13 protein-coding genes are annotated in these 13660 nt (G+C 65.4%); 6 read left to right on the forward strand and 7 right to left on the reverse strand.

Annotated elements, in window-relative coordinates:
• Positions 1-97: 97 nt before the first annotated feature.
• Together LK540_RS23950 and LK540_RS23955 are read right to left on the reverse strand one after the other, a co-directional pair.
• On the reverse strand, positions 98-1702 hold the full coding sequence (locus tag LK540_RS23950; protein WP_229439911.1) for an alkaline phosphatase: 1605 nt from the start codon (positions 1700-1702) through the stop codon (positions 98-100).
• Positions 1702-2142, reverse strand: a complete 441-nt coding sequence (locus tag LK540_RS23955; RefSeq protein ID WP_229439912.1) for an acyl-CoA thioesterase — start codon at positions 2140-2142, stop codon at positions 1702-1704. Before LK540_RS23955 ends, LK540_RS23950 begins: the two co-directional genes overlap by 1 nt.
• Before the next feature lie 62 nt (positions 2143-2204).
• Here LK540_RS23955 and LK540_RS23960 point away from each other — a divergent pair, with 62 nt between their 5' ends.
• Complete coding sequence (locus LK540_RS23960) at positions 2205-4055, forward strand: ABC transporter ATP-binding protein/permease (RefSeq protein ID WP_229439913.1); 1851 nt, start codon at positions 2205-2207, stop codon at positions 4053-4055.
• A gap of 263 nt (positions 4056-4318) precedes the next feature.
• Here LK540_RS23960 and LK540_RS23965 read toward each other — a convergent pair whose 3' ends face one another.
• From LK540_RS23965 to LK540_RS23980, 4 genes are all read right to left on the reverse strand, one after another.
• Positions 4319-5404: a type II asparaginase gene (locus LK540_RS23965; protein WP_229439914.1), complete on the reverse strand. Its 1086-nt coding sequence runs from the start codon at positions 5402-5404 to the stop codon at positions 4319-4321.
• Between the two features lie 39 nt (positions 5405-5443).
• The gene (locus LK540_RS23970) at positions 5444-6733 is read right to left on the reverse strand and encodes an amidohydrolase family protein (RefSeq protein WP_229439915.1); all 1290 of its coding nucleotides are present in this window, start codon (positions 6731-6733) and stop codon (positions 5444-5446) included.
• Positions 6734-6810: 77 nt separating this feature from the next.
• Positions 6811-8079, reverse strand: coding sequence for a dicarboxylate/amino acid:cation symporter (locus LK540_RS23975; protein WP_229439916.1), 1269 nt, complete (start codon positions 8077-8079; stop codon positions 6811-6813).
• A 395-nt stretch (positions 8080-8474) separates the two neighbouring features.
• On the reverse strand, positions 8475-8663 hold the full coding sequence (locus LK540_RS23980; protein ID WP_229439917.1) for a hypothetical protein: 189 nt from the start codon (positions 8661-8663) through the stop codon (positions 8475-8477).
• A gap of 106 nt (positions 8664-8769) precedes the next feature.
• On the opposite strand from LK540_RS23980, the gene pyrC reads away from it, so the two are divergent.
• The 5 genes from pyrC (at position 8770) to LK540_RS24005 (ending at position 12461) form a co-directional block, all read left to right on the forward strand.
• Positions 8770-9825 carry a dihydroorotase gene (pyrC, locus tag LK540_RS23985; protein ID WP_229439918.1) on the forward strand — a complete coding sequence of 352 codons (1056 nt, stop codon included), beginning with the start codon at positions 8770-8772 and terminating at the stop codon, positions 9823-9825.
• Between the two features lie 2 nt (positions 9826-9827).
• Positions 9828-10634 carry a DUF3025 domain-containing protein gene (locus LK540_RS23990; protein ID WP_229439919.1) on the forward strand — a complete coding sequence of 269 codons (807 nt, stop codon included), beginning with the start codon at positions 9828-9830 and terminating at the stop codon, positions 10632-10634.
• Positions 10635-11627, forward strand: coding sequence for a Gfo/Idh/MocA family protein (locus LK540_RS23995; RefSeq protein WP_229439920.1), 993 nt, complete (start codon positions 10635-10637; stop codon positions 11625-11627).
• 109 nt (positions 11628-11736) lie between these two features.
• Positions 11737-12096: a hypothetical protein gene (locus tag LK540_RS24000; RefSeq protein ID WP_229439921.1), complete on the forward strand. Its 360-nt coding sequence runs from the start codon at positions 11737-11739 to the stop codon at positions 12094-12096.
• Entirely contained in the window at positions 12093-12461 is a 369-nt protein-coding gene (locus LK540_RS24005) for a glyoxalase superfamily protein (RefSeq protein WP_229439922.1), read from the forward strand. Before LK540_RS24000 ends, LK540_RS24005 begins: the two co-directional genes overlap by 4 nt.
• 127 nt (positions 12462-12588) lie before the next feature.
• Here the strand turns inward: LK540_RS24005 and LK540_RS24010 are convergent, their stop codons facing one another.
• A complete protein-coding gene (locus LK540_RS24010) occupies positions 12589-13341 on the reverse strand; it encodes a tetratricopeptide repeat protein (protein ID WP_229439923.1) in 753 nt (250 codons plus the stop codon).
• Between the last annotated feature and the right edge of the window lie 319 nt (positions 13342-13660).

Genomic DNA, 13660 nt, shown 5'->3' on the forward strand with positions numbered 1-13660 from the left:
GGCTTTACGGACGGCGGTGGACCGGTCATTCTAAGCGAAATAGGCCCGGTTACTTGTTACCTTTAAACTTTTTGTCCATGCCGTGCGGCCGGTTTTTTCAGGCGCCGCCGGTCCGGCGGACGGCCGGTGCGCCATCGTCGACGGCGAACGCGGCCAGCATCGACTGCCTGGATGCGGGGTCGCGCACCTCGTCCAGGGCCATGAAGCGCGCCTGCGCCTCTTTCGGCGTGATCTCCAGCAGCATGTAGCCGCGGCGGTCGCTGCGCCCGTACAGGATGTGCGGGTTGCGCTCGACGTTTTCCTGGGTGCGCGCCTGCGGACGCGAGCTCGAGGTGATCGAGGTGCCGCAGAATTCGGCGGCGATCACCGGATTCGCTTTGGACGCCGGCCGCCCGAAGTCGCGCCGCAGTTCGGCCGCATAAAAGGTGTGGACGTCGCCCGACAGCACCAGCGGATTGCGCGCGCCGCTCTTCGCGATCGTATCGAGCAGGCGCCGCCGCGCCGCCGGATAACCGTCCCAGCCATCGGTCCAGAAGCGGCCGTCGCCCGGCGCTTGCACCGGCACGCCGCTCGACTGCGCCACCAGCGTCTGCTGGGCCAGGATGTTCCAGCGCGCCTTCGACGACGACAAACCCTGGGCGAGCCAGGCTTCCTGCTCGCCGCCGAGCATGGTGCGCTTTGGATCGCGCAGCTCGGCGCAGGCGCGCGCCAGCACCACGTTCGAGCCGCCGCGGCCGGGTTTCGAACAAGCGAGCGGGGAACGGTGGCGGCGGTCGTCGAGCACGTGGAAGCGCGCCAGGCGTCCCCAGTCGTAGCGCTGGTACATGCGCAGGAAGCCGAAGCCGGCTTTGGGCACGGGCAGGCGCAGCGGCATGTGTTCGTAGAAGGCCTGGTAGGCGGCGGCGCGCCGTTTGGCGAAATCGGCGGACAGGCGTTCGTCGACGTCGCCCGCGTAGTCGTTGGCCACCTCGTGGTCGTCCCAGGTCACGATCCACGGTGCGGCGCGGTGCGCGGCCTGCAGATCCGGGTCGCTTTTATATTGCGCATAACGTGCGCGGTACTGGGCCAGCGTGAACGATTCGTCAACCCGCACCGCGCGCGGCGGATGGCGCAGCTGGTAGGGGCCCCATTCGTAGATGTAGTCGCCGAGGAAAGCCACCAGGTCGGGCGCGGCCTGGGCAATGTGGCGGTGCGCCGCGTAATGGCCGAACTCCCAGTGCTGGCAGGACGCCACCGCCAGCTTGAGCATGGACGGCATGGCGTTCGGCGCCGGCGCGGTACGGGTGCGGCCGACGGGACTGACCGCGTCGCCCAGCATGAAGCGGTACCAGTAGGGACGGTCCGGCTGCAGGCCGGTGGCGTCGACGTGCACGCTGTGCGCCAGGGCAGGGGAGGCGACGGCGCTGCCTTTGGCTACGACCTTGCGGAAGGCTTCGTCCTCGGCCACTTCCCAGCGCACCGTGAGGGCGAGTGCAGGCGTCGATGCCGCGTTCAGAGGATCGTGCAGGATGCGCGTCCACAGGATCACCGCGTGAGGCAGCGGCGAACCCGAGGCGACGCCGAGACTGAAGGGATAAGCGGGGCCGGCTGCGCTGGCGCTGGCGGCGAAGCCGAGGCCGGCCGTGGCTGCCGTGGTGGCAGCCGTGGTGGCGGCAGTGAGGCGCGCCGCGTCCAGCAGGAAAGCGCGGCGCAGTCCTTCCATTACTGCTGGTGGTGGATCAGCGATTCGAGCGGCGGCAGCTGGCGCGGCTTGCGGTCCGGGCCGGTGGCCACGTAGGTCAGGGTCGCCTCGGTCACCTTGACGATGTTCGACTGCAGGCGGTTACGCTCGGCATAGACCTCGACGTACACGGTGATCGAGGTGTTGCCGACCTTGACGATATCGGCGTAGAACGACAGCAGGTCGCCGACGAAGACCGGGTTCTTGAACAGGAAGGAGTTGACGGCGATGGTGGCCACGCGGCCATTCGCGCGGCGGGTGGCCGGCAGCGAGCCGGCGATGTCGACCTGGGCCATGATCCAGCCGCCGAACACATCGCCATAGATGTTGGCGTCGGGGGCACCCGGCATCACCCGCAGCTGCGGAATCTTCCCTTCCGGCAGGCGGTTGGTCGGGGTGTCGTCTTTTTCTGGCGTGGTCATCGTGAATTCTCGTGAAAAGCTACAATCGACCCGAATTGAACCACAAATCCCGGACCCCTGTCATGCGACGCTCCTCTGCTTCATCCCTTCCACCGCCCGAGAACAAGGACCGGCAGCGCACCGACTGGGCCACGCTGCGCACCCTGTTCCCCTACCTCTGGGTCTACAAGTGGCGCGTGATCGCCGCCCTCGGCGCGCTGATCGGCGCCAAGATGGCGAACGTCGGCGTGCCGCTGGTGCTGAAGAAACTCATCGACCAGCTGGCCATCGACCCGGCCCATCCACAGGCCCTGCTGGTGCTGCCGGTCGGCGCGCTGATCGCCTATGGCGCGCTGCGTTTGTCCACCACGGTGTTCACCGAGCTGCGCGAATTCCTGTTCGCGCGCGTGACCCAGCGCGCGGTGCGCACCATCGCGTTGAAGGTGTTCCGGCACCTGCATGCGCTGTCGCTGCGTTTTCACTTGAACCGCCAGACCGGCGGCATGACGCGCGATATCGAACGCGGCACGCGCGGCGTGAATTCGCTGATCTCGTATTCGCTGTTCAACGTGCTGCCGACCCTGGTCGAGATCACGCTGGTGCTGGGCTACCTGGCCTTCAACTACGACATCTGGTTCACCGTGATCACGGCAGGCGCGCTCGCCACCTACATCACCTTTACCGTCGTGGTGACGGAATGGCGCACCCACTTCCGCCGCACCATGAACGAGCTCGATTCAAAGGCGAACACCAAGGCCATCGACTCGCTGATCAATTACGAGACGGTGAAGTATTTCGGCAACGAGGATTACGAAGCCAAGCGCTACGACGCCGGCCTGCAGCATTACGAGAACGCGGCGGTGCGCTCGCAGACCTCGCTGTCGGTCTTGAACACGGGGCAGTCGCTGATCATCGCCACGGCCGTGACCTTGATCTTGTGGCGCGCCACCGAAGGCGTGATCGCCGGGACCATGTCGCTGGGCGACCTGGTGCTGGTGAACTCGTTCATGATCCAGCTGTACATCCCGCTGAATTTCCTGGGCGTGATCTACCGCGAGATCAAGCAGGCGCTGGCAGACATGGAGCGCCTGTTCGGGCTGCTGGACCAGAACCGCGAGGTGGCGGATGCACCTGCGGCACAGGCGCTGGTGACGAAAGGGGCGCACGTGGCGTTCTCGCACGTGGAATTCAGTTATGAAGCCAAGCGGCAGATCTTGTTCGATGTGGATTTCGCGATTCCGGCCGGGACCACCACGGCGGTGGTGGGGCACAGCGGCTCGGGCAAGTCGACCCTGTCGCGGCTGCTGTTCCGCTTCTATGACGTTAACAAGGGATCGATCAGCATCGACGGGCAGGATATCCGCAATGTGACCCAGCAATCGCTGCGCTCGTCGATCGGCATCGTGCCGCAGGATACGGTGCTGTTCAACGACACCATCGAGTACAACATCGCGTATGGGCGGCCGGGGGCGAGCCACGCCGACATCGTGGCGGCGGCGCGCGCGGCGTCGATCCATGAGTTCATCGAGAGCTTGCCGGACGGGTATGCCACCATGGTCGGCGAGCGCGGGCTGAAGCTGTCGGGCGGGGAGAAGCAGCGGGTGGCGATTGCGCGCACCTTGCTCAAGAATCCGGCGATCCTGATTTTCGACGAGGCCACGTCGGCGCTGGACTCGAAGTCGGAGCAGGCGATCCAGGGGCAGTTGAAGGAGATTGCGAAGAACCGGACCACGCTGGTGATTGCGCACAGGTTGTCGACGATCGCGGATGCGCAGCAGATCATCGTGCTCGATCATGGGCGGATCGTGGAGCGCGGGACGCACGGCAGTTTGCTGGCGGCGCGTGGCTTGTATGCGCAGATGTGGGAGCGCCAGCTGGCGCGGCCGGATGAGGAGTTGGCGTCGCCGCCGTTGGAGTTGCAGCAGGAGGAGTAAGGTTGGTCGTGTCCCGTGCGGGGGGACGTGGCGCTGTTGCGTGATGATGTATCGGTTCGCATGATCCGCGTGGGCACAGGTGCCCACCCTACGGTCACCGTTTCAGGCAAGATCAGTCGAAACCCGGAGCGTCACCGATAACGATGAAATCATACGGAACGCGGATACGTAGCGTGTCCCGTAGGGTGGGCACTCGTGCCCACGCGGATTCAACCCACCAATAACAGGGCAGGCAACAGCCCCGCTACCGCCTGCACACCGCCTTAATATGTCCCGAACATCTTCTGGATGTCCTTCGTATTCGTAGTCTTGGTCAACGCCAGCATTAACAAGATGCGCGCCTTCTGCGGCGACAAATTATCTCCCGCCACGAAGTCCAGCTCATCGTCATTCGCCTCGCCATTCCGCGCCACGATGCCCTGCCCAACCCGGCTCGAACGCACGATGATCACCCCCTTCTTGCGCGCAGCCGACAGCGCAGGCCGCACCTTGGCCGGCAGCGAGCCATTGCCCACGCCCGCATGCACCAGCCCCTTGGCGCCCGAGGCCACCAGCGCCTCCACCGCCACCGGCCCCACGTTCGCATGCGCATACGCGATCTCCACCTGCGGCAGCACCGACAGGCTGCTCACGTCGAACTCGGTCTCCACCGTATGCTTGCGCGTCGGCGAACGGTAGAAGTAGGGCTTGCCGCCCTGGATATAACCCAGCATGCCCAGTTCCGTCGCCTTGAAGGTATCGGCCGTGGTGGTGTTCGTCTTGGTGACGTCGCGCGCACTCTGGATCTGGTCGTTCAGCGCCACCAGCACGCCGCGCCCGACCGCTTCCTGCGACCCCGCCAGGAGCACCGCGTTGTACAAATTGATTGGCCCGTCCGCCGACAGCGCCGTCGACGGCCGCATCGACCCGACCACCACCACCGGCTTCTTGCTCTTGACGACCAGGTTCAGGAAATAGGCCGTCTCTTCCAGCGTATCGGTGCCGTGGGTGATGACGATGCCGTCCACGTTGGCCTGCGCCAGCAGCACGTTCACGCGCTTGGCCAAGGTCAGCCAGTGCTCGTTGCCCATGTTTTCGCTGGCGATCTGGAACACCTGCTCGCCGGTGACGTTCGCCACCTTGGTGATTTCCGGGACGGCCTGGATCAGCGCCCCCACGCCCACGGTCGCCGCGGTGTAGCCGACGGTGGTGGTGCTGGTGGCGCCGGTGCCGGCAATCGTGCCGCCGGTGGCGAGGATGGTCACGTTCGGCAGTTTGGCCGGCTGGGTTTGCGCCTGGGCCGCCAGGGCGACACAGAACAGGAAGCCGAACAGCGCGGCGGCCGAACGGGAATAACGTTGGAACAGCATGGACCTTCTCCTTAAAAAACCTGGCGCCGCGAACCCCGATTACAGATTTTTGTAGACGACGCCTTCTTTCATCACAAATTTGACTTGTTCGAGCAGCTTGATGTCGCGCAGCGGATCGCCGTCGACGGCCACGATGTCGCCCGCGAAGCCCGGCTCCAGCATCCCCAGGCGTTTCGGTTGATCCAGCAGGGTGGCGGCGTGGATGGTGGCGGCGCGGATGGCGTCGATCGGCGTCATGCCGGCTTCCACCATGTAGCCGAATTCCTTGGCGTTCTCGCCGTGCGGGAACACGCCGGCGTCGGTGCCGAAGGCGATCTTCACGCCGGCTTTATAGGCGCGGGCAAAGGTGGCCTGCAGCTGCGGGCCGATGGCCGCGGCCTTCGGGCGCACCAGGGCCGAATAATAGTTCGGGTCTTTCGCCTTGTCGGCCACGTAGCGGCCGGCCGAGATGGTCGGCACGTACCAGCCGCCGGTCTTCTTGAACAGGGCCACGCTGTCGTCGTCCATCAGGGTGCCGTGCTCGATCGAGTCGACGCCGGCGCGCAGGGCGCGTTTCAGGCCTTCGGCACCGTGGGCATGGGCTGCCACGCGAAAGCCATAGTCCTTCGCCGTGCTGACGATGGCCTTCAGTTCGTCCTCGGTGTACTGCGAGTTCTGGCCGCTGGCGGCCTGGCTCAGCACGCCGCCGGTGGCGGTGATCTTGATCAGGTCCGCGCCTTCCTTGTAGCGTTCGCGCACGGCCTGGCGGCCTTCGTCGGGGCTGTTGATCACGCCCTCGGCAGGGCCCGGCGTGCCGATCGCGTGGCTGAGGTAGTGCGACAAATTGTTGGTCGGGTCGGCATGGCCGCCGGCGGTGGCGATCGATTTACCGGCCGTGAACATGCGCGGGCCGGGAATCGCGCCGGCCGCGATCGCGCGTTTCAGCGACACGTTCAGGGCCTGCTCGGCGCCCAGGTCGCGCACGGTGGTGAAGCCGGCCATCAGGGTGCGCTCGGCATACTTCACCGAGCGGTAGGCCAGGTCGGCCGGGTCGGCGGTGAGGCGGTCGCGGTAGGCGTCGACCACGGGCTGGGTTTCGCTGGTGAGGTGCACGTGCATGTCGATCAGGCCCGGCAGGCAGGATTTGGCCGACAAATCGATGCGGCCCGGGGCGGGTGTCGAAGCCATCGGCCCCACCGATTTCACGGTCCCGTCCTCGATCACGATGCTCACGCGCTCGCGCCAGGTGCCGCTTTTCACGTCGAGCAAACGGCCGCAGTCGACCGTCTGGGTGGCGGCGTGGGCGCCGTTCAGGGAAAGCAGCAAACCTGCTGCGACCAGCTGTTTCATGTTGTCTCCTCGATTGCTCTTCTTATGAAAAAAAGGCCTCCCATTGCTGGAAGGCCCCGGTGTCTCCTGTAGCGCGGTCAGCGCAGCGGCGATGTGGCGACGTCCTTGTGCGGCACGGGTTCCTCGAGGTCGCCCTCCCATTTCGCCACCACGGCGGTGGCAATGCCGTTGCCGATCACGTTGGTGGCCGAACGCGCCATGTCCAGGAAGTGGTCGATGCCCAGCAGGAGCAGCAGGCCGGCTTCCGGAATGTTGAACTGGGCCAGCGTCGCGGCGATCACCACCAGCGAGGCGCGCGGCACGCCGGCCATGCCTTTCGAGGTGAGCATCAGCACCAGCATCATCATGATCTGGGTCGAGAGCGGAATCTCGATGCCGTAGGCCTGGGCGATGAACACCGCGGCAAAGGTGCAGTACATCATCGAGCCGTCGAGGTTGAACGAGTAGCCGATCGGCAGGACAAAGGCGGCCAGGCGGTTCTTGACGCCGAACTTCTCCAGGCCTTCCAGGGTTTTCGGGAAGGCCGCTTCCGACGAGGCGCAGGTAAAGGCCAGGATGGTCGGTTCCTTCAGCAGGCCGATCAGGCGCAGCACGCGCGGGCCGAGGAAGGCCATGCCGATGCCGATCAGGATCACCCACAGCAGGATGATGCCGAGGTAGAACTCGGCCATGAAGATGCCGTAGGTGGACAGCACGCCCAGGCCGCTCTTGGCGATCACGCCGGCCACCGCCGCGAACACGGCGATCGGCGCGAAGTTCATCACGTAGCCGGTGACCTTCAGCATGATGTGGGCGATGCCGTCGACGGCGTCAATCAGCGGCGTGGCGCGCGCGCCGACGGCGGCGGCGGCGGTACCGAAGAAGATCGAGAACACGACGATCTGCAGGATCTCGTTCTTGGCCATGCCTTCGACGATCGAGGCCGGGATCAGGTGGGTGATGAATTCCTTCATCGTCAGGCCGGTGGTGACGATGTCGGTCTTCGCGTCCACCGGCGGCGCCATGCCGGCCAGGTGCATCGCATCGCCCGGACGGAACAGGTTCACCAGCACCAGGCCCAGCGACAGCGAGATCACCGAAGCGATCACGAACCAGCCCAGCGCCTTGACGCCGATGCGGCCGACTTCCTTCGCATCGCCCATCTTGGCGATGCCGACCACCAGGGTCGAGAAGACCAGCGGCGCGATGATCATCTTGATCAGCCGCAGGAACATGGTCGTCAGCAGCGACAGCGTGTCGGCAAAGCTTTTCGGGTCCGCCATGGTCGTGTTGGCGATGTAGCCAACGACGATGCCGAGCACGAGGCCGATCAGGATGTAAGTGGTAAGGCGGTTTCGATTATTCATGTGCGTCCTGTGGTCGGCCTGCGTTCTATCCCGCCTGCGCCGGGATTCGTGGTCCTGGCGCCGGCGAAGCTGGGGCAAAATGGGGTGGTTCTGCGTGCGAACGGAATACGTTCTGATTATCCTGGCAAGTTCCGCAGTATCCTAGGCACTGTTAGTGCTGTCAAGCACGCCCAGGAGCATGAATCTACTGTTGTAAACATGTTCGAAATCGGGAAGGGCTGCAAGCCCTTCGCACTCGCCCGGGATAATCGGCGAAGTGCTGGACATGTTGACGGGCCAGGCCCTGGACGGCTTGGTCGTGGTAGACCCACGAAATGGATTTCGCGCGCAAGGGGCCAACCGGATTGTCTGTGCCCGGTGTCTGATCGCCTGAGGGGCGCCCTCACTGGACCTGGCTAAGGCAGCTGGCCTTGTTCAAACTCCGCAAGCATCGTATCCAGCCCAGTCATTACCTCGTCCGATGTATAAAATTCCCCACTTTCCAGCGCTTCGGTAAAGCCAGCTTGTCCCCGCGCGATAAACGCTTTCTGCGCCTCCGAAGGTGCCTCGGATCCCGGCTCCCGTGACATTGGCAAATCGTCCATGCTCACCTCCTTTCTTCATTTGGCCCTCAATCTACCCGAAAGTTCAGGCGCGCTCCACCACTCGCTATACAGGTAAAATACCGCCGTCCGCATTCCGAGAGCCGCCATGTCCACCATCGAGATCCCGCAATCCATCACCATCACCCGCCCCGACGACTGGCACCTGCACCTGCGCGACGGCGCGGCGCTGGCCAGCGTGCTGCCGCATACCGCGCGCCAGTTCGCGCGCGCGATCGTGATGCCGAACCTGAAGCCGCCGGTCACCACCGCCGCCGACGCGCTGGCCTACCGCGACCGCATCCTGGCCGCGCTGCCGGAAGGTGTACAGTTCGAGCCGCTGATGACGCTCTACCTGACCGACAACACCGACCCGGACGAGATCCGCCGTGCCCAGGACACCGGTTTCATCCACGCCGTGAAGCTCTACCCGGCCGGCGCCACCACGAATTCGGCCGCCGGCGTGACCGACCTGAAGAAGTGCTACAAGACCCTCGAAGTGATGCAGGAAGTCGGCATGCCGCTGCTGGTGCACGGCGAGGTGACCGACCATGACATCGATTTGTTCGACCGCGAAGCCGTGTTCATCGAGCGCGTGATGCGCCCATTGCGCCGCGACCTGCCGGCCCTGAACATCGTCTTCGAGCACATCACCACCAAGGATGCGGCCCAGTACGTGGCCGAGGCCGAAGGCCCGATCGCGGCGACCATCACCGCTCACCACCTGCTGTACAACCGCAACGAGATCTTCCGCGGCGGCATCCGCCCGCATTACTATTGCCTGCCGGTGCTGAAACGCGAAGAACACCGCCTGGCGCTGGTGACTGCCGCCACCAGCGGCGACGAGCGCTTCTTCCTCGGCACCGATTCGGCGCCGCACGCCATCGGCGCCAAGGAATCGAGCTGCGGCTGCGCCGGCTGCTACACCGCGCTGCACGCGATGGAGCTGTACACGCAAGCCTTTGCCGACGCCGGCGCGCTCGACAAGCTGGAAGCATTCGCCAGCTTCAATGGCCCGGCCTTCTACGGCCTGCCGCGTAACGAAGGCAGCATCACCCTGGTGCGCGAGAACTGGACCATCCCGAACACGGTGCCGATGGGCGACGACCGCCTGGTGCCGCTGAACGCCGGCGAGGACATCGGCTGGAAGATGGTCCAGGCTTGAGCATGCTGGCGCAGATCGACTGGTCCCACCCCTGGTACGACAGCGTCCGCCCCGCCTTCGAGCGCCTCGGCCTCGAAGGCGACGATTTATCGGCGGGCTTCGGCGCCGCCTTCAACAGGAATGCGGCCAGCCTCGCCCTGCGCAACCACCGCGATCTGCCGATCACCTTCGTGCCGCAGGAATCGCTGCCCGAAGGGACGGCCTACGAGGAATTCATCAGCGCCACCGGCGGCGTGCCCACGCGCGACAACCTGCACGACTTCTTCAATGGCCTGGTGTGGCAGACCTTCCCCCTCATCAAACGCCAGCTGAACGCCTTGCAGGCAGCGCAGATCGCGGCGGCCGGCGGGGTAGGGCAGTCGCGCGGACCGGCGCGCGATGCGGCCACCATCTTCGACGAAAACGCGGCCTTGCTGGTGGTGCGCTTTTCGAACGCGGGCCGCGCGCTGGTCGACGAATTGCGCGCCCACTGCTGGGATGCGGCGCTGTTCGAGAAGCGCGCCATGTTCGGCCGCGATGCCCAGGTCTGGCTGTTCGGCCACGCGCTGATGGAAAAGCTGGTGGCGCCGCGCAAGGCGATCACGGCGCATACGCGCGTGGTGTTCGCCGACGATGCGTACTTTGCCTTGCCGCCCGATGAACAGCGCGCCTGGATCGACGCCCGCGTGGCGTTCGAATTGGCGAGCGACCCCCTGGCCACCTCCGGCTTCACGCCGCTGCCGGTGCTCGGCGTGCCCGGCTGGTGGCCAGGGCAGGACGTCGCCTTCTATGCCGACACCGGCGTGTTCCGCCCGAAACGGAGAATCTGAATGAACACACAAGTCCGCTGGGGCATCCTCGGCACCGGCAAGATCGCGCGCGCATTCGCTACCGCACTGGCCGACCTGCCCGATGCCGTGCTCGCCGGCGTGGCCTCGCGCAGCCAGGACAAGGCCGACGCCTTTGCCGCTGAATTCAATGCCGCTGCCGCCTATGCTTCCTACGAGGCGCTGGCCGCGGCCGGCGACATCGACCTGGTCTACATCGCCACGCCGCATCCCCAGCACGCGGCGAACGCGCTGCTGGTGCTCAATAACGGCAAGGGCGCGCTGGTCGAAAAGGCGTTCACCGTGAATGCACGCGAGGCCGAGCAGGTGGTCGCACTGGCGCGGGAAAAGAAGCTGTTCCTGATGGAGGCGATGTGGACGCGCTTCCTGCCGGCGCTGGCGGAGGTCAAGCGCATCATTGCCTCGGGCGAGATCGGCGAGGTCAGTCAGGTGGTGGCCGACTTCGGCTTTACCGCCAGCTTCGGTCCCGAGCACCGCGTGTTCAATCCGGCGCTGGGTGGCGGCGCGCTGCTCGACCTGGGCATCTATCCGCTGTCGATCGCGGCCAGCCTGCTCGGGCCGGTGCGCGAGGTGCGGGCGCAGGCGCAGCTCGGCCCCACCGGCGTCGATGTCCAGACCGGCTTCACGCTGCGCCACGAAGACGGCGGCATGTCGGTGTGCAGCTGCTCGTTTTTGGCGCGCACGCCGGGCGAACTGACCGTGTCGGGCACGCGCGGCCACGTGCGCATGAACACCATGTTCCACCGCGCCCGCTCGGTGACGGTGGCGCTGGAAGACGGCAGCACGCGCACGGTCGACACGCCCTACCTCGGCAACGGCTATGTGCACGAGGCGATGGAGGCGCAGCGCTGCTTCCAGGCGGGCCTCATCGAAAGCCCCGGCATGACCCACGACGAAACGCTGGCGCTAATGCGCGTGATGGACGAGATCCGGCGCCAGATCGGCGTCCGCTACGACGCCGACCGGGTGGCGTAAGCGCGCCACGCCGGGCGGCGTATGCATGTTGACAAGCTGTGCGGCGCATCGAATACTGGATCGTTTATCGATGTGCTCTCAAGATGTGCTCTCAACCCCGGAGTTCAACATGCATACCCTTCGCGCCGCCATCCTCGCCGCACTCCTGCTGCCGCTTGCTGCCTTTGCCGATCCCGTCCCCGCCGACAAGCAGGCCTACGTCGGCGACTGGCAGGGCAAGGACATGCGCCTTCAGCTGAACAAGGAGGGCAAGGTCAAGTACAAGCGCGACCGGCCGGGCAAGAAGCTCGACCTGAGCCTGGACCTGCAAGGCTTCGATGGCGATAACTTCGACGTTGGCTTTGCATTGGTGCGCTCGACCTTCGTGGTCAGCAAGCCGCCGCACCGCGAGGGCGACAAGTGGAAGATGACGGTGGATGGGGTCGAGTTGACCCGCGTCGACGGGGCGCCGGCCGGAGCCGGACAATGAAGCTGGGCGCCACCACACCGATCCTGCGCATCTTCGACGAAACCAAGGCGCGCGAATTCTATGTCGGCTTCCTGGGCTTCCAGGTCGACTGGGAGCACCGCTTCGAGCCTGGCTTGCCGCTCTACGTACAGGTCTCGCGCGGTGGCTGCGTGCTGCACCTGAGCGAGCACCATGGCGATTGCTGTCCCGGTGCGGCCATGCGTATCGAGGTCGACGATATCGATGCCCTGCACGCGGAGCTGGCGAACAAGGACTACGCGTATGCGCGGCCAGGGATCGATGCGATGCCATGGGGCACACGGGATATGTCGGTGAAGGACCCGTTCGGGAACCGGTTGACGTTCACGACGGCGATCAGCACATAGCAGCGTTTGCCGGACGCCGCCCGGATTTTCATACGTTCCATACCGCGTGGACACAGGTGTCCACCCTACGAACCCGCTTTGTAGGGTGGACTCCCGAGTCCACGCTGTGCGGCGCCTGATCCCTCGATCAGCCTTTCCCGCCCCCCACCGCCGCATCCAGCCGCCTGAACAAACCCTGGTGCAAGCCGCGCGTGTGCTTGGTCATATGCCTGCGCGCATGCGCAATCTCCTGCAACTCGCGCTCGGCCAGCGCCTGGCGCCCACTCTCCAGCGCCCACAAGGCCAGCTCCACGCGCCCCTCGATTCCGCCAAAGCGCTCCACCGCCGTCTCGAACTGCGCGCCCGCTTCCTCCGCGCGTCCGGTGCCCGCATACGCCCGGCCCAGCTCCAGCGCCATTTCCTCGGAGCGGAAGCCCGGCTGCTTGGCCTGCAAGGGCGCCAGCAGCGCCAGCGCCGCCTCCGGCTGCCCGTTCGCCAGCTTCGCACGCGCCGCGCCGAAGATCACCTCCGGGTCGGCGGCAAACGGCCCGCGCAGGCAGGCGTCGTACTGCGCCACGGCCTCGGCGCTCTGGCCATTGTCGAGCAGGGCGCCGGCCAGGCGCATCTGGTTGTAGGCGGTCGGGGTCAGGTCGAAGTCGGCCTGGGCCTCGCGCACCTCGCGGCCCGGGTCGAGGGTGCGGCCGATGGCACGCCCGGCCAGGCGCGCCTGGCGCTCGATCTGCGAGTGCGGCAGGAAGACCGCCGCGAAGTAGACGATGCTGCCGAGCAGCGGGAAGGAGAAGAGGATCAGCAGCCAGTACATCTGGCGTCCGGTACGCACCGCGTGGATCGCAAAGAAGAGCGCAACGAGGAAGTGAAGTCCGAGTCCGAGATAGGGCATGGCCGAGTCGTGTTTGTTGTTATCGGGACGGAGCAGGCCCCCACAAGGGCGTATTGCTCCGGTCGCAACGATATCTCCAAACAGATGCCAAATGTCTATCGAATTGTCACACCATGGCACAAAATTCGACAGGTTTGACGAAACCCTACAGTGGTCAGACTTTCAGGAACTCTTCGCGCCCGCCCAACCAACAGCCGGGGTCAGGTTGAGAGGGTCCGGGATTCATGGACATCCAAATAGTGGACAATATGTCCCTGGAGGATTTACATGACAAATAAGCAGTTGCCATCGAAGCGGGAGATCGTTCCCGCTTCATCGG

Origin of the sequence: Massilia sp. IC2-278 (assembly GCF_020708045.1) — a bacterium.
Classification (GTDB): Bacteria; Pseudomonadota; Gammaproteobacteria; order Burkholderiales; family Burkholderiaceae_D; genus Telluria.

What these genes read in the sequence shown, in the direction of transcription:
- LK540_RS23950 (WP_229439911.1), bottom strand. Translation starts at nt 1,702, where the DNA reads ATGGAAGGACTGCGCCGCGCTTTCCTGCTGGACGCGGCGCGCCTCACT.
- LK540_RS23955 (WP_229439912.1), bottom strand. Translation starts at nt 2,142, where the DNA reads ATGACCACGCCAGAAAAAGACGACACCCCGACCAACCGCCTGCCGGAA.
- LK540_RS23960 (WP_229439913.1), top strand. Translation starts at nt 2,205, where the DNA reads ATGCGACGCTCCTCTGCTTCATCCCTTCCACCGCCCGAGAACAAGGAC.
- LK540_RS23965 (WP_229439914.1), bottom strand. Translation starts at nt 5,404, where the DNA reads ATGCTGTTCCAACGTTATTCCCGTTCGGCCGCCGCGCTGTTCGGCTTC.
- LK540_RS23970 (WP_229439915.1), bottom strand. Translation starts at nt 6,733, where the DNA reads ATGAAACAGCTGGTCGCAGCAGGTTTGCTGCTTTCCCTGAACGGCGCC.
- LK540_RS23975 (WP_229439916.1), bottom strand. Translation starts at nt 8,079, where the DNA reads ATGAATAATCGAAACCGCCTTACCACTTACATCCTGATCGGCCTCGTG.
- LK540_RS23980 (WP_229439917.1), bottom strand. Translation starts at nt 8,663, where the DNA reads ATGGACGATTTGCCAATGTCACGGGAGCCGGGATCCGAGGCACCTTCG.
- pyrC (WP_229439918.1), top strand. Translation starts at nt 8,770, where the DNA reads ATGTCCACCATCGAGATCCCGCAATCCATCACCATCACCCGCCCCGAC.
- LK540_RS23990 (WP_229439919.1), top strand. Translation starts at nt 9,828, where the DNA reads ATGCTGGCGCAGATCGACTGGTCCCACCCCTGGTACGACAGCGTCCGC.
- LK540_RS23995 (WP_229439920.1), top strand. Translation starts at nt 10,635, where the DNA reads ATGAACACACAAGTCCGCTGGGGCATCCTCGGCACCGGCAAGATCGCG.
- LK540_RS24000 (WP_229439921.1), top strand. Translation starts at nt 11,737, where the DNA reads ATGCATACCCTTCGCGCCGCCATCCTCGCCGCACTCCTGCTGCCGCTT.
- LK540_RS24005 (WP_229439922.1), top strand. Translation starts at nt 12,093, where the DNA reads ATGAAGCTGGGCGCCACCACACCGATCCTGCGCATCTTCGACGAAACC.
- LK540_RS24010 (WP_229439923.1), bottom strand. Translation starts at nt 13,341, where the DNA reads ATGCCCTATCTCGGACTCGGACTTCACTTCCTCGTTGCGCTCTTCTTT.